Below are 14,193 nucleotides of genomic sequence, written 5' to 3'. Positions count from 1 at the left end.
CAACAAAGTGAGAGCAGCCGGATCAAGATGAAGCGTACTATATCAATGCGCTCGGTCTAAGCCTATGCACTTCCTATGAAGATGCCGGTCAGGAACACCAGGGCGCCCCCGACCGCCACCTGGAAGGCGGCGCGCAGGAAGGGCGTGTCCATGTATTTCCAGCGGATCCAGGAGATCGCCCATAATTCGAAGAACACCACGATCATGGCGATGAAGGTGGCGGTCCAGAAATCGGGGATCAGATAAGGCAGCGCATGGCCGAGGCCGCCCAGCATCGTCATGAGGCCGGAGGCGATGCCGCGGATGAGCGGCCGCCCACGCCCGGTGAGCTTGCCGTCGTCGGAGAGCGCTTCGGCAAGCCCCATCGAGATGCCGGCGCCGAGCGAGGCGGCGAGGCCGACGAGGAAAGTCTGCCAGGTGTCATGGGTGGCGAAGGCCGCGGCAAAGAGCGGCGCCAGCGTCGAGACAGATCCATCCATCAGGCCGACGAGGCCCGGCTGGATCACCTGGAGCAGAAACAGCTTCTGCCTGGCGTCGGCTTCCTCGGCTTTCGCATCAGGGGTCAGATGCTTGAGGCCGAGCCGATCGGCGAGCGAAGTGTGGTCCTTCTCCGCCTCGGCCAGATCGCGCAATAGCTTCTGAATGGCGGGATCGCCCGCCTGTTCGGCCGCCCTGGAATAGAAGCGCATATTCTCGAGCTCGAGCACCTCGGCGCGCTGGCGCATGGTTTCGAGCGTCATCTGTTTCATGAGCCAGACCGGCGGGTGGCGCACGAAGCCCCTGATGTCGCTGCGCCTGATCAGGGGAATGAAATCGCCGAATTTCTTCTGATAGGCATCGGTGAGCGCGCGGCGATGCGACTGCTCCTCCTCGGCCATCTCGACAAAGACCCTGGCCGAGGCCGGGAACTTGTCCATGAGCTGGTGGGCGAAGGTGAGATAAGTTCTGGAATCATCCTCCTCGCTCGAAATGGCAAGGGCGAGGATTTCCTGTTCCGTGAGATCCGCGAATGCTTTCATGGAATCTCGTTTAGAATAATTCTAAACTGATTTCCACCCCGAAATCCCTACAATTTTACAGAACCCTTCATTAAGGCTTGCCGCCTAGATTGCGACCTCCCAGGGAGCGGGACCCTATAAAGCCAATCTCGTATCCGGGCTCCGGAGAGCGTCATGAATACAACTGCCCTGCGCCTCGGCCGCGGCCCGCTTTCGGGTTACCTGGCAGGCATTGGCCGCGCGGTGACGGCCGGCTTCCGGCTGCATGCGCTCGCTTACGCGCTGGCGACCGGCGCCCTCATCATTGCGGTCGCCGCGGCAGCACTCGTCGGGCGGCTGTTCGACACCAAGTGGATGCTCTTGTTCACCCTTCCGGTCATCTTCCTGATGGGGGTGGGCGCCTTCTGGTTCGTCATCCGCGAATTGTTCCTGCTGTGGTGGACAGGCTATCAGGGCAGTCCCACCCGGGAGCTCGGGCGGCGGATCGCCAGCGATCTTGTGGCGCCGCAACGCCTCGCCAACATATTCCACGCCGCCATGCTGCTCAGCATCTTCATGTCGGCGTTCAACACGCTCAAAGTCCTCATCCCGATACTCAACCCCTTCCAGTGGGACCCGACCTTCATGGAATGGGACCGGCTGGTCCATTTCGGCGTCCATCCCTACGATATCCTGCAGCCGCTTCTCGGCCACCCGCAGATCACCTTCGGCGTCAATTTCGTCTATAATCTCTGGTATTTCGTGATGCTGTCGGTGTGGATGTGGCAGTGCTTCGCCAAAGAGGACAGCGCGCTCAGGCAGCGTTTCCTCGTCGCCTTCATCATCACCTGGTTCCTGGGCACCAATGTGCTCGGCACCATCTTCTCTTCCGTCGGCCCGACCTTCTACGGCCGCCTGCTGGGCGAGCCCGATCCCTTTCTGCCGCTGATGACCTATCTGCGCGAGACGGCGCAGCTCTTCCCCCTGTGGGCGGTCGATACCCAGGACGCGCTGTGGGAAAGCTATATCGCCGGGCAAGGCCTGGTCGCCGGCATTTCGGCGATGCCGTCCATGCATGTAGGGAGCTCGGTGCTGCTCGTCATCATCGCCTTCGCCGCCGGCAAGCGCCGGCTGGGCTGGTGTCTTTCGGCATTCACGGCCGTCATCTTCCTGGGGTCCATCCACCTCGCCTGGCACTATGCCATAGACGGCTATGCCGGGGCCGCGGTGGCGCTCGTCGGCTGGTATGTGGCGGGCTGGCTCGTCCGCTGGGACCGCGCCAGACAGGGCATCGCGGACGCTTGACGGGGCGGGGTGCGCCTGCCATCAAGCGCCCCAAATGACCGATCTCCGCCATATCCGCAATTTCTCCATCATCGCCCATATCGACCATGGCAAGTCCACCCTCGCCGACCGGCTGATCCAGCTCTGCGGCGCCGTTTCCGACCGCGAAATGGTCGACCAGATCCTCGATTCCATGGATCTCGAGCGCGAGCGCGGCATCACCATCAAGGCCAATACCGTGCGCCTCGATTACACCGCGAAATCGGGCGAGAAATACGTGTTGAACCTCATCGACACGCCGGGCCATGTCGACTTCGCCTATGAGGTGTCGCGCTCGCTCGCCGCCTGCGAGGGCTCGCTCCTCGTCGTCGATGCGAGCCAGGGGGTGGAAGCCCAGACGCTCGCCAATGTCTATCAGGCGATCAACAACAACCACGAGATCATCCCCGTCCTCAACAAGGTCGATCTTCCCGCTGCGGAACCGGCGCGCATCCGCCAGCAGATCGAGGATGTGATCGGCCTCGATGCCTCGGACGCGGTCGAGATCTCGGCCAAGACCGGGCTCGGCGTGCCGGATGTGCTGGAGGCGATCGTCAATCGCCTGCCCGCGCCCAAGGGCGACCGTTCGGCGCCGCTCAAGGCCCTCCTCGTCGACAGCTGGTATGACCCCTATCTGGGCGTCGTCGTGCTGCTGCGCATCGTCGACGGCGAGATCCGCAAGGGCCAGAAGATCAAGCTGATGTCGACGGGCGCCTCCTACCAGGTGGAGCGCGTCGGCATATCGAGGCCCAAGCGCGAGATGGTCGACAAGCTCGGTCCCGGCGAGATCGGCTTCTTCACCGCCGCGATCAAGCAGGTGGCCGACACGCGCGTCGGCGACACGGTGACGGATGAGCGCAATCCAGCCACCACGCCGCTTCCCGGCTTCAAGCCGGCGCAGCCCGTCGTCTTCGCCGGCTTCTTCCCGGTCGATGCGGCGCGTTTCGAGGATTTGCGCGATGCGATGGGCAAGCTCAGGCTCAACGATGCGAGCTTCTCCTTCGAGATGGAAACCTCGGCAGCGCTCGGCTTCGGCTTCCGCTGCGGCTTTCTGGGCCTCCTCCATCTCGAGATCATCCGCGAGCGCATCGAGCGCGAATTCAATGTCGACGTGATCACCACGGCGCCATCGGTGATCTACAAGGTCAATCTCAATGACGGCAGCCAGATCGAATTGCACAATCCGGTCGATCTGCCGGACGCCAACCACATCACCTCGATCGAGGAACCGTGGATCGAGGCGACCATCCTGGTGCCGGACGAATATCTGGGCTCGATCCTGAAACTGTGCGAGGACCGGCGCGGGCGGCAGAAGCAGCTCACCTATGCCGGCACGCGCGCCATGGTCGTCTATGACCTGCCGCTCAACGAGGTGGTGTTCGACTTCTATGACCGGCTCAAATCGGTGAGCCGCGGCTATGCGAGCTTCGACTACAAGATGGTCGGCTATGAGGAGGGCGACCTCGTCCGCATGGGCATATTGGTCAATGCCGAGGCGGTCGACGCATTGGCGATGATCGTGCACCGGGGCCGCGCCGAGCAGCGCGGACGGGTGATGTGCGAGAAGCTCAAGGAGCTCATCCCGCGCCACATGTTCCAGATCCCGATCCAGGCGGCGATCGGCGGCAAGATCGTGGCGCGCGAGACATTGTCGGCGCTGCGCAAGGACGTCACCGCCAAATGCTATGGCGGCGACATCACGCGCAAGCGCAAGCTGCTCGACAAGCAGAAGGAAGGCAAGAAGAAGATGCGCCAGTTCGGCAAGGTCGAGATCCCGCAGGAGGCCTTCATTGCCGCCCTCAAGATGGACGAGAACTGACGGCCAGCCTGAATCAAACCGTCAGAACGCCTCGATCACCTTGCCGGTCTCGGTCACGACGGTCGAGAATTTCTCGCGGAACACCAGCTCATGCGGCTTGAGGGTGAATTTCGTGCCCTTCATGAACTCATGCAATTTGCGCGTCGCGGCGGAATTCGGCCCGGCCTTGAGAAAATCCGCCAGCGTGTAGCAGTCATCCGGTGATCGCCTGAGGAAGTCGACAAAGGCGCCAGATGAGACCTGGGCCCTCTTCTCCATCTGGAAGCCGACCTGGCGGCGGAATAATTTCGGCATCAGGACCGGCCCCTTGTCGGCAGCTGGATCCGGCTCGGCGCCTTCGCCGCGATAGATGAGCCTCGCCTCGAACTTGCCGGTATCGAGCGAATAATATTTCCATACCCGCTTGGCCTTCTGGCCCTCCTTCATCGCCGTCAGCAGCGCCTCGATCTCTTCCTTTTCCATCGAGGAATAGAAAGTCGGATAGACCCAGCCCGCCTCCGTGAGCCAGATATTGACGTCGAGCCTGAAGCCCTTGCCGACCATGATATTGGCGACGAAGCGGCCATAGGTGTCGACCACCTCATAGGGGCGATCGACCAGCGAATAGACGCGGCATTCGACCGTTTTCTTGTGGATGGATTTGAGCTTTTTGGACAAGGCGATAGTGGCGGATTCGGCCAGATACTGCCGACGCTCGGTGCGATTGAGCTCGTTGTATTTCTGCCGCCTGGCCTCGGTGACTTCCGGGCGGTTGCGATCGAGCGGACTGGCGCGGTAATGCAGCTCGGGCGCATCGATGCCCTGCAGGCGCACGGTGATGCGGCTTTGCGCGTCGATCAACTTCCTGTGGCTGGCGCCCCTCACATAGGCTTCATTAAAAACCCTGGTGCGCTTGAAGGTCTTGCGATCGGCCGCAAATTCGAACGAATCGGGTGCGACGGTGACCTTGACCTTGGACGTATCGGCATCCGAGCTGCCGGCCGGCCAGAATTGCTCGAGATCGATAAACCCCTTGATTTTCAACAGACCAGGCATAAGCAGGTCTCCCCGAAAGACGATGACAGAGCCGGACCGAGGCCGGAACATGCCATGATGCGGAACTGGGCTTTCAGAATCATGACAGTTGCCATCGCACTCGCCTGCGCCGATGCCGCGCGGGCGCGCCCGCCGCTGGACGAGCTCGAGAACGGCAAGGCGCTCTATCAGCGCATCGGCAAGGCCGAGGCGCAGCGCAACAACATCCCTTTCGCGATCGTCGATGCGGTGATGCGGGTCGAGAGCGGCTACAACCCGCAGGCGCGGGGCGATGTCGGCGAAGTGGGACTGATGCAGATCCTGCCCTCAACCGCCGACATGATGGGCTTCAAGGGACCGGCCTCGGCTCTTTCGCAGCCGGAGACCAATATCGCCTTTGGCACGCAATATCTGGCGGAAGCCTGGCGGCTGTCGGGCCAGGACATCTGCACCACGGTGATGAAGTATCGCGCCGGCCATGGCGAGACGCGCTTCTCGGTCAAATCCGTCAACTATTGCAAGAGGGTGCGCAACCATCTGGCGAGCGTGGGCTTCCCGGTCACGGGCGATGTGCCCAAGCCGACCTTCGGCTTCAATGAGGGTGGTGGGTCGATCCGCGTCAAGGGCCGCATCCGGGTCAGGCTCGGCGGCGGCAAGTGCTTCGCCCGAGTCGTCCAGCCGGGCCGCAATTTCGGCGGCTGCGTTTCGCGGGCAGTCTTGAAACAGAAGGGGCTGTTGAAATAAGTCACCGGCGCGTGACGCCAAGGCTCAGCACGGCGACCAGCACGCAGCCGATGCCGGCCATCTGATGAAGGCTCACCGCCTCGCCGAGAAAGAGGAAGGCGAGCAGGACCGCCGAGACCGGCGCCATGGCGGTGAAGGGGGCAGCCTCTGAGCCCGAGACCCGCGCCAGCCCGCCATACCACAGAAGATAGCCGCCCACCGTCGGAACCAGCGCATAGTAGAGCACGGCTAAAAGCGAATTGAACGCGATGCCGCCGGTCCACGGCCATTCGAAGACCGCCGGTATTGCCGCGACAGCAAGGCCAATGGCGGTCATCAGCGCCGATTGCGCCAGGGGCGCGATCGGCACGGCGAGCCTCTTGTTGAGAAGGATGAAGAGGCCTTCGCACAGGACGGCGGCGAAGATCAGCGCATTGCCGAGCAGGGACCCGGCTGCCGCCGCATCGGGTTGGAAGGCGATGATGACGACGCCCATGGCCGCGAGCGCGATCGCCAAGAGCACCGAAGGACGCGGCCGCTCGCCCAGGATGAGGATGGCGATCGCCGCCGAGACCACCGGCAAGGTGCCGATGATGACGCCGGCATCGGCAGCCGATGTGAAGCGCAGTCCTGAGATGAGCAAGGTCGTGTAGCCCACGCTGCCGGCCGCCGACTGAATGACGAGCAGGAGCCAATCGCGCCGCCCCGGGCGCGGCCAGGGCACGGCGCTCATCCGCATGAGGATGATGAAGAGCGGCAGCGCCATGGCGAAGCGCAAGGCCGCGGCGGTGAATGGCGGCAACCCGCCGCCGATGATCTTGCTCGCGATGACGGTGCTGCCGACAAGGACCATGGCGGCGGCGAGCAGAACATAGCCCTGAAGCTTGCGTGACATGGCCGCAGGACAGCTGATCGCGGCAGGGGCGTCTTGAACGGAATTGCGGGAGTCCTGCCGGAGCAGGCCTGGACAGCCCTGAATCCTTCGCAACCCGTTCCGCCGGCTGTCTCCGAGCCTGCCGCGCCGGCGGAATTAACCTTTCGACAGGTATCCTTCGGCTAGTAAATCCCATCGTCCGTTCCAATGCGGGAGGGAGCATGCAGTTGGTCAAGCGATTCTATGCCGGGTGTATGCATGTCATTGCCGAATTCGGCCCGCTGCAAAGGCTGACCGAGGACGCGCGGGCGAGCGAGCCCTATGGCTGGCGGCGCTGGGGCGCGTCGCTTCTGGCGATCCATGATGTCGAGCGGATGATCGCGCTCGGGCTGCCCTGGTGGAACGTGTCGGCCACGCGCGAGGTCGAAAAGCACCTCGCGTCGCGCCGCAGCCCGCGGGTGTTCGAGTATGGCGCGGGGGCCAGCACGGCATGGCTTGCCAGGCGCGCGGGCACGGTCGTCTCGGTCGAGCATCATCCCGACTGGCACGAGCGGATCTCGCCCATGGTGCGGGGCTTCGCCAATGCAAGCCTCTGGCAGCGGGACCTGGCCGGCGAAAACTATGTGGGCGCGATCGATGAAGCCGGCGGCAAGTTCGACCTGATCGTGATCGACGGGCGCCGACGGATAGACTGCCTGGAGCGGGCCATCCCGCATCTCGCGGCGGGCGGCATCATCCTGTTCGACGATTCCGGCCGCCGCCGCTATCGCTCCGGGATCAAAGGCTGCGGCCTGAAAGAGCGTCGCTTCTTCGGCCGTTCCTATTGCGTGCCCTATCCCGACTTCAGCAGCATCCTCCATGGCTGATCCGGTCACTGCGCCGCGTCAGCTATTCCTTCGCAGATTGGGCCAATGGGGCGGGTTCGTGGTGCTGGCCGGCAGCCTCGCTTTCATCGGCGAGCGGCTCTGGCGCCTGGACTGGTCGGCGCTCCAGCCGCATGCCTCCTGGAGCCTGTCCGGCGCGCTGATTGCCGCTCTGGCATTGTTCGCCGCCGCCGACCATGCGCTCGCAAGGGCCTGGGCCGCGACGGTCGATCCCGAAGGCAGACTTTCCAAATCCGAGGTGTTGCACATCTACGGCCGCGGCGTCCTGACGAAGTACCTGCCGGGGTCGGTATTCCAGTATGTCAGCCGTCATATCGGGGGAAGGAAAGCGGGCCTCGCGCATATGCGCCTCGCTCGTTCGAGCATGGTCGAGGTCGGCCTGCACCTCGTCAGCAGCCTGGCTGTCGCGGGCCTCTGCCTGCTTTTCGAGCGCTCGCCCTCCGCCGCGGCGCTCGCCGCGGCCGTGCTGATCGGCGGATGCCTGATGGCTCGCCGTCCCGTGTCGATCTCGCTCGCGCTCCAGATCGTCGCCTTTGGCGCCTTTGCGTTGGCCGCGGCCTTGATCGGCGCGGCGATCCTGCCCGCCGACAGCAACCTCGCCCACTTCTCAGCCCTGTTCCTGCTGGCCTGGCTCGCCGGATTCGTCGTCCCGGTGGCTCCGGGCGGCCTTGGTGTGCGCGAGGCAGCACTGCTGGCGCTGGCCGGCGCCGGCCTGCCTGCCGCAAGCATCCTGGCGGCGACGCTCGCTTTGCGGGTCGCCTCCATCGCCGGAGATCTGGCTTACGGTCTTGTCGCGCTCATGTCCCGATCGGCCTGATCGGCGCTCTGTCAGAAGCCTTCGAAGATCGGTCCGTCCGCAAAGCTCCAGGACGGCCTCGTGAGGTGGCTTCCCCAACGCAAGACGGCCTCACCCGCACTGTTCTGCTCGAAGCGATGCGCGCCCCGCGCCAGCGTGAGCGTCTGGCCGGGCGCATAGACATGGCCATCGATGCGGGCGGACGTCTTCTCGAGCGTATAGATGCCAGGCGCATGAATGAAGAAAGTCTGCTCCTTCGTCGCGGCGGAGAAGCGCCGTCCCGCGACCCAGAGCGGGCCCCAATGCGGGATGAAGGCCTCCCGCAGCGCCCTGCCGTCTTCCGGCAACAAAGCCTCGGACGGCGCGGGGCCGGTCTGGTTGCTTGCGAGTATGACGTGGTTGACCACAAGCAACGGCACCGTCTCGCGCGACATGGCATCGACGAAAGACGCCTCCTGCCCGATGCGGTACTTCCGCATGCCCCAGTTGGTCATGAAGAAATTCGCCTTGGGGAAGTCCGCAAGCATCCCCGGATAGTCGAAATAGGCAACCGGCTCGGGGAAGATCTCGCCTGCGGCGGCGAGCACCTGCTTCTGCGCCGGGAGCACCGGGCGCGACGTGGTCAGGCTGATGGTCGCGGCATTGGCAAGAAGCGCCAGGGAGAGGATGCCGGCCGAGATGTGAGCCTGCACCGCTTTCACCGCGATGGCCGCGCCGACCATCACCGGAGGCAGGATATAGGCGTAGAAATAGGGATAGCTGTTGCGATAGAAAACGATGCTCACCAGCGGCATCAGGAGCGCAATGAGCGCAACGCATTGCGGTCGTGACAGCTGCGCCCGGGCCAGCACGAAAGGCGTGGCCAGCACCAGCAACGCCATGAACGGCGCAAACAGCATGCCCCTGAGCGCGTAGATGCCGGTCGGGAACAGGCCCTGGTCGAACATCATCGTGACTGACGTCGATACGGTCCTAGCCGCACTGCCGCCATTTGCATCCGGCAGGGTCAGGATCGTGGCGCCGATCAGCAGCAACGCGAATGCCACCGCCGCGCCGGCGAAGGCGGCGAGGCGCAGCAACATTCCTTTACGGTCCGCTGCCTCGCTCCAGCGCAGCCAGGCGATCCCGGCGAAGGCCGGGGCATAGAACACGACCTTGATCGTGGTCAGCACGGCAAGTCCCGCAAGTATCGCGGCGAGCAGAATGGCCCTGGTGTCGAGCCGGCTCGCCAGGATTATCCACAGCGCGCCCATCAGGAAGGCCGCGGCCATCGGATCGGCACGGTAGGAGAAGCCGTGCTGGAAGACATAGCCGCCGGTGAGATAAGCGAGTGCGGCCAGAGCGGCGGGCATTCTTCCGACAAAGCGGCCGGCCATCGCATAGATGGCATAGGTCGTGAACAGCTCGCAGCCGAACATGAAGAGGCGGGCGATGCGAATCTGGTCGACCGCGTCGACCGGAAGCATCGGCAGCCAGAAGAAGGCGCGGGCGTAGAATACCTGCAGCACTTCGGCAAGGCGTCCCTCATGGAAGGCATGCGCCTCGCTGAGGTGGAAGAATTCATCCCAGTTGATCGGCCGGTTGATGACCAGCTCGAGCTGGAGCAGGACCGCGAAAGCAAAGGCGGCCGCCAGCCAGCTCAGCCGCTCCAGCTTCGGAACGGAGATCGTCGCGGCCTGGCTCAAACGGCGCGCCTCGGCGCCGGCTTCTTTTCTTCGGAGAACTGCGCCTGCCCCGGGTGATCCATCGCTTCCAGCCGGTCCTCGATCCGGCGGAGACGGGCGAGACTCGCCTCGATCAGCTTGCGGTTCGACGAGATGAGGTCCGCGAGCACTCCCATCACGGCGACGATCGTGCCCAGAACCAGGAGCGCGCCGCCAATCACCAGCGACTGGATATGCCCGTCGCCATGACCCTGCACGTAAAACAGCAGGAAGCGGAGGATCGGCAAGAGGCCGAGAAGGGTGATGGCAACGCCCAGGGTGACGAAGGTGCGCAGCGGATTGTAGGTTGCGTAGGCGCGCGCCATCGTAATGCCGGTGTTCATGATGAAGCGCGGTATCGACTTGAACAGGCGCGAGGGCCGGTTGGTCTCATTGGTCCTGATCGGCACGCTGATGACGGCGAGACGCTTGCGGCCGGCCTGGATTAGCATGTCGGTGGTGTAGCTGAATTCGGTCGTGATGTTGATGCGCTGGGCCGCCTCGCGGCTGATGGCGCGAAAGCCGCTGACGGCGTCGGTCACGCGCAGGTTGGAAAGTCGCTGGACGACCGCGCTGCCCAGTCTCTGCAGCCGGCGCTTCACCGGACCGAAATGCGCATTGTCGGCGACGCCCCGGTCGCCGACCACGATGTCCGCCCGGCCCTCCACAATCGGGGCGACGATCTTTTCGATGTCCTCTCCGGCATATTGGCCGTCGGCGTCGGTGTTGACGATAATATCCGCACCCGCCCTCAAGGCCTCATCGAGGCCCGACTGGAATGCCGCGGCGAGCCCGCGATTGGTGCGGTGACGCACGACATGCTGAACGCCCCACATCCGCGCGACCTGCGCGGTGTTGTCGGTGCTGCCGTCGTCGATCACGAGGATCTCGATCTTGTCGACACCCGCTATCTTGCGGGGAAGCGCCGCCAGCGTGCGGGGCAGATCTTGCGCCTCATTGAGGCAGGGAATCTGGATAATGAGCTTTGTCATGTCGCGTCCCACCGGCCAAGCAAGACTTGCCGTTCTGTCAGGTCTCATTTCGCCCGGCAGACTCTAAGGAAGCGTAAATCAGCATATGCAAGCTGTATGGACCTCTCGGATGAGAGATCTCACAAGATTATTTGTAAGATAAAATTCTTATCAACCGACTTGTCTTCCGAGTGGAACCCGCTTTGGCCCGGTCATGGCCTGGGCATAAAGCCCCGGCGACAGGCCGTATTTGCGCACGAAGATGCGGGTCATGTGGCTTTGATCGGCAAAACCGCTCGCCAATGCGGCCTCGGCGAGGGTTAGTTGCCCGGTGATCAGCCGGCGGGCGCGGTCGATGCGGCGCTGCATCAGATAGGCATGCGGGGTGAAGCCGGTATTGCGGAAGAAGCCGCGCAGAAGCTGGAACTTGCTCAAGCCCGCCGCCCGCGCCAGCTCTGCCAGGGTCACCGGACGCGCCGGATCGTCATCGATCATGCTCTTCGCCGCAAGGATGGCATCGGGAACCGCCCGGCTCGTGTCGATGGCTTTCGGCCGCAAGGTCGCAAGCAGGATGAGCATCAGTTCCTCACGCTGCACCGAGGTGGTCGCTTCATCACCCTTCGTCATGGCGTCAAATAAAGCGCGGCAACGGCCGGCAATCCGCTTGTCGCCCATGACGGGATTCGCGAATTCGAAGCTGCCCGTCTTTCCCTCGCTCATGTCATCGATCGCGGCGCTGATCACCTCGGGGTCGAAATAAAGGATGCGCCATGAGCGCCCGAGATCGCCGATCGGCGCTCCGTCATGCACCTCGCCCGGATTGACGGTGATCGCATCGCCCGGCCCCGCTTCCACCATGCCGCGGCCGCTCAAGGATTTCTGGGCGCCCTGGTGAATGACGCCGATACCGAACTGATCATGCGTATGGCGTGGAAACACATGGCGGGTCTCGGCCGCAACTGCCGAGACCCCTGCCATATGGCAGCGGAGCATCCTGAATGGTCGCTCTTTTTCTTTGCGCATCGGCTTCTCCGAAAACCGCTCACACTTTTCGGGCCGATGCGCTCAATCCGGCTGCCGGCGCAAAACCGCCTGCAGCACATCGCGCACGCCGATCGCGCCGACGAAGCGCTCGCCTTCGTCGAACAGCGCCACCGGCGCCGTCTCGGCGCGGTGCATGGCGAGCATCACGGTGCGCAACGGCGTGCCGGGGCTCGCCCAATAAACGGGCCTCGTCCCCGGCTCTACCGGCTTTTCGGCCTGCGAACAGGCGACCCAGGTCGCCTGCTGCTTGTCGCGTTCGGCCGCCACCACCTTGCGGTCGGGGCCGATCTTGAAGCGGGTGGTGCGTCTTCGGTCGAGCCACACCCAGCCCTCGCCCGCATCCTCGAGATCGCGCGCGTCACGCATGACATTATAGGCGGTGAGCACACTCAAGGGATTCACATTGGCGATGAACTCGCGCACATAGTCGTTGGCGGGCCGCAGCACGATGTCCTCAGGACGCCCCGTCTGCACGATGCGGCCGCCTTCGAGGATCGAGATGCGGTTGCCGAGCTTCAGCGCCTCCTCGAGATCGTGGCTGACGAAGATGATCGTCTTCTTCAGCGTCTTCTGCAGCGACAGCAATTCGTCCTGCAGCTTCGTGCGGATCAGCGGATCGAGCGCCGAGAAGGGCTCGTCCATCAGCAGGATCGGCGCCTCGGTGGCGAAGGCGCGGGCAAGCCCGACACGCTGCTGCATGCCGCCCGACAATTCGTGGCCGTATTTCTTCGACCATTGATCGAGGCCGACAAGCTTGAGCTGCCTGCCGACACGCTCTTCCCGCTCGGCGTCGGGCATGCCGGCGAGCTCGAGGCCGAGACCGACATTCTCCGCCACGGTGCGCCAGGGCAGAAGCGCAAATTGCTGGAACACCATGGCGACGCGGTGCTGGCGCAGCCGGCGCAAGGTCTCGGGCGGGCATGTCACCACATCGATGAGCTTGCCGTCCTCATTGACCAGGACCTCGCCGCGCGAGACCTTGTTGAGGCCGTTGACGGCGCGCAGCAAGGTGGACTTGCCCGAGCCCGAAAGGCCCATGAGCACGCTGATCTCGCCTTCCTTGATGGCGAGATTGGCGCCGGCGCAGCCAAGGACCGCGCCTGTCTTCTCGAGAATTTCCGCGCGCGAGGCGCCCTGGTCGAGCATTCTGATGCCCTCGGCCGCGCGCTCGCCGAAGACGATGTCGACATTCTTGAATTCGACGGCGGTCATGACGCTTTCCTTTCGCCGACGCGGCAGACGCGGTCGAGAATGATGGCGAGCACCACGATGGCGATGCCGGCCTCGAGACCGAGCGGGATGTTGACCGAGTTGAGCGCCCGCACCACCGGCTTGCCGAGGCCATTGGCGCCGACCAGTGCCGCGATGACCACCATGGACAGCGACAGCATGATGCATTGGGTGAGGCCCGCCATGATGGTGGGCAGCGCCGCCGGCAATTCTACCTTCCACAGCAATTGCCGCCTGGTGGCGCCGAAGGCCTCGCCCGCCTCGATCAGCTGCTTCGGCACCGAGGTGATGCCGAGATGGGTTAGGCGCACGGGGGCGGGAATGGCGAAGATCACGGTGGCGATGAGCCCCGGAGCCAGGCCCAGGCCGAACAGGACCAGCACCGGGATCAGATAGACGAAGGTCGGCATGGTCTGCATCAGGTCGAGGATGGGCCTCAAGATGCGGAACAGCCAGGGACGGTGGGCCGCGGCGATGCCGACCGGCACGCCGATCGCCATGGACACGCCGGCGGCCGCGATGACCAGTGCCAGCGTCTCGATCGTCTCCTTCCAGAAGCCGAGATTGATGATGAAGAGAAGACCCACCGCCGTCGCAATGGCGAGCTTTACCGAGCGCTGCAGATACCAGGCGAGAAGGGCGACAAGCACGACGACGATGATGGGCGGCACCATCAGCACGAGGCCGATCAGGCCCTCGAGCACGACGGTGAAGCCGCGTGCGATGCCATCGAAGAACCACTCGAAATTCGTCGTCAGGAAGCTGAAGAACGCCTTGCCCCAGGCGCCGATCGGAATCTTCCAGGCGGTGATGAGTTGCGTAACCGGATCCATCT

13 protein-coding genes are annotated in these 14,193 nt (G+C 63.8%); 5 read left to right on the top strand and 8 right to left on the bottom strand.

Annotation, left to right across the window (positions count from 1 at the left end):
• Positions 1-62: 62 nt before the first annotated feature.
• Positions 63-1,019, bottom strand: a complete 957-nt coding sequence (gene mbfA / locus DT068_RS04730) for an iron exporter MbfA (protein WP_119388625.1) — start codon at positions 1,017-1,019, stop codon at positions 63-65.
• 153 nt (positions 1,020-1,172) lie between these two features.
• On the opposite strand from mbfA, the gene DT068_RS04725 reads away from it, so the two are divergent.
• Positions 1,173-2,282 (top strand): phosphatase PAP2 family protein, encoded by a 1,110-nt coding sequence (locus tag DT068_RS04725; RefSeq protein WP_119388624.1) that lies wholly within the window; start codon positions 1,173-1,175, stop codon positions 2,280-2,282.
• A 34-nt stretch (positions 2,283-2,316) separates the two neighbouring features.
• The gene (gene lepA / locus DT068_RS04720; RefSeq protein WP_119388623.1) at positions 2,317-4,119 is read left to right on the top strand and encodes a translation elongation factor 4; all 1,803 of its coding nucleotides are present in this window, start codon (positions 2,317-2,319) and stop codon (positions 4,117-4,119) included.
• A gap of 21 nt (positions 4,120-4,140) precedes the next feature.
• Here the strand turns inward: lepA and DT068_RS04715 are convergent, their stop codons facing one another.
• Positions 4,141-5,154, bottom strand: a complete 1,014-nt coding sequence (locus DT068_RS04715) for a thermonuclease family protein (RefSeq protein ID WP_162914002.1) — start codon at positions 5,152-5,154, stop codon at positions 4,141-4,143.
• 81 nt (positions 5,155-5,235) lie between these two features.
• On the opposite strand from DT068_RS04715, the gene DT068_RS04710 reads away from it, so the two are divergent.
• Positions 5,236-5,877: a lytic transglycosylase domain-containing protein gene (locus tag DT068_RS04710; RefSeq protein ID WP_368904434.1), complete on the top strand. Its 642-nt coding sequence runs from the start codon at positions 5,236-5,238 to the stop codon at positions 5,875-5,877.
• A gap of 1 nt (position 5,878) precedes the next feature.
• On the opposite strand, the gene DT068_RS04705 is transcribed toward DT068_RS04710, so the two are convergent.
• Entirely contained in the window at positions 5,879-6,751 is an 873-nt protein-coding gene (locus DT068_RS04705; protein WP_119388620.1) for a DMT family transporter, read from the bottom strand.
• A gap of 200 nt (positions 6,752-6,951) precedes the next feature.
• Here DT068_RS04705 and DT068_RS04700 point away from each other — a divergent pair, with 200 nt between their 5' ends.
• Together DT068_RS04700 and DT068_RS04695 are read left to right on the top strand one after the other, a co-directional pair.
• Positions 6,952-7,596 (top strand): class I SAM-dependent methyltransferase, encoded by a 645-nt coding sequence (locus DT068_RS04700; RefSeq protein ID WP_119388619.1) that lies wholly within the window; start codon positions 6,952-6,954, stop codon positions 7,594-7,596.
• A complete protein-coding gene (locus tag DT068_RS04695) occupies positions 7,589-8,431 on the top strand; it encodes a hypothetical protein (RefSeq protein ID WP_162914001.1) in 843 nt (280 codons plus the stop codon). Before DT068_RS04700 ends, DT068_RS04695 begins: the two co-directional genes overlap by 8 nt.
• Before the next feature lie 11 nt (positions 8,432-8,442).
• Here DT068_RS04695 and DT068_RS04690 read toward each other — a convergent pair whose 3' ends face one another.
• The 5 genes from DT068_RS04690 to choW form a co-directional block, all read right to left on the bottom strand.
• Positions 8,443-10,095, bottom strand: coding sequence for a hypothetical protein (locus tag DT068_RS04690; protein ID WP_119388617.1), 1,653 nt, complete (start codon positions 10,093-10,095; stop codon positions 8,443-8,445).
• Positions 10,092-11,105: a glycosyltransferase family 2 protein gene (locus DT068_RS04685; RefSeq protein WP_119388616.1), complete on the bottom strand. Its 1,014-nt coding sequence runs from the start codon at positions 11,103-11,105 to the stop codon at positions 10,092-10,094. The genes DT068_RS04690 and DT068_RS04685 overlap by 4 nt, the downstream gene beginning before the upstream one ends.
• A 150-nt stretch (positions 11,106-11,255) precedes the next feature.
• Positions 11,256-12,062 (bottom strand): helix-turn-helix transcriptional regulator, encoded by an 807-nt coding sequence (locus tag DT068_RS04680; protein WP_368904433.1) that lies wholly within the window; start codon positions 12,060-12,062, stop codon positions 11,256-11,258.
• 87 nt (positions 12,063-12,149) lie between these two features.
• Entirely contained in the window at positions 12,150-13,340 is a 1,191-nt protein-coding gene (gene choV, locus DT068_RS04675; protein WP_119388614.1) for a choline ABC transporter ATP-binding protein, read from the bottom strand.
• Positions 13,337-14,191: a choline ABC transporter permease subunit gene (choW, locus tag DT068_RS04670; protein WP_119388613.1), complete on the bottom strand. Its 855-nt coding sequence runs from the start codon at positions 14,189-14,191 to the stop codon at positions 13,337-13,339. Before choW ends, choV begins: the two co-directional genes overlap by 4 nt.
• Positions 14,192-14,193 lie beyond the last annotated feature (2 nt).

It is taken from the genome of Taklimakanibacter lacteus (assembly GCA_003576695.1).
Lineage (GTDB): Bacteria > Pseudomonadota > Alphaproteobacteria > Rhizobiales > Aestuariivirgaceae > Taklimakanibacter > Taklimakanibacter lacteus.
The sequence above is the reverse complement of the archived record's forward strand: the minus strand, read 5'-3'. Positions and strand labels throughout refer to the sequence as shown.

Bases quoted from the DNA above. Each gene is read 5' to 3' on its own strand.
- DT068_RS04710 (WP_368904434.1), top strand. From the start codon at position 5,236: ATGACAGTTGCCATCGCACTCGCCTGCGCCGATGCCGCGCGGGCGCGC.
- lepA (WP_119388623.1), top strand. From the start codon at position 2,317: ATGACCGATCTCCGCCATATCCGCAATTTCTCCATCATCGCCCATATC.
- mbfA (WP_119388625.1), bottom strand. From the start codon at position 1,019: ATGAAAGCATTCGCGGATCTCACGGAACAGGAAATCCTCGCCCTTGCC.
- choW (WP_119388613.1), bottom strand. From the start codon at position 14,191: ATGGATCCGGTTACGCAACTCATCACCGCCTGGAAGATTCCGATCGGC.
- DT068_RS04680 (WP_368904433.1), bottom strand. From the start codon at position 12,062: ATGGCAGGGGTCTCGGCAGTTGCGGCCGAGACCCGCCATGTGTTTCCA.
- choV (WP_119388614.1), bottom strand. From the start codon at position 13,340: ATGACCGCCGTCGAATTCAAGAATGTCGACATCGTCTTCGGCGAGCGC.
- DT068_RS04700 (WP_119388619.1), top strand. From the start codon at position 6,952: ATGCAGTTGGTCAAGCGATTCTATGCCGGGTGTATGCATGTCATTGCC.
- DT068_RS04685 (WP_119388616.1), bottom strand. From the start codon at position 11,105: ATGACAAAGCTCATTATCCAGATTCCCTGCCTCAATGAGGCGCAAGAT.
- DT068_RS04715 (WP_162914002.1), bottom strand. From the start codon at position 5,154: ATGCCTGGTCTGTTGAAAATCAAGGGGTTTATCGATCTCGAGCAATTC.
- DT068_RS04725 (WP_119388624.1), top strand. From the start codon at position 1,173: ATGAATACAACTGCCCTGCGCCTCGGCCGCGGCCCGCTTTCGGGTTAC.
- DT068_RS04695 (WP_162914001.1), top strand. From the start codon at position 7,589: ATGGCTGATCCGGTCACTGCGCCGCGTCAGCTATTCCTTCGCAGATTG.
- DT068_RS04705 (WP_119388620.1), bottom strand. From the start codon at position 6,751: ATGTCACGCAAGCTTCAGGGCTATGTTCTGCTCGCCGCCGCCATGGTC.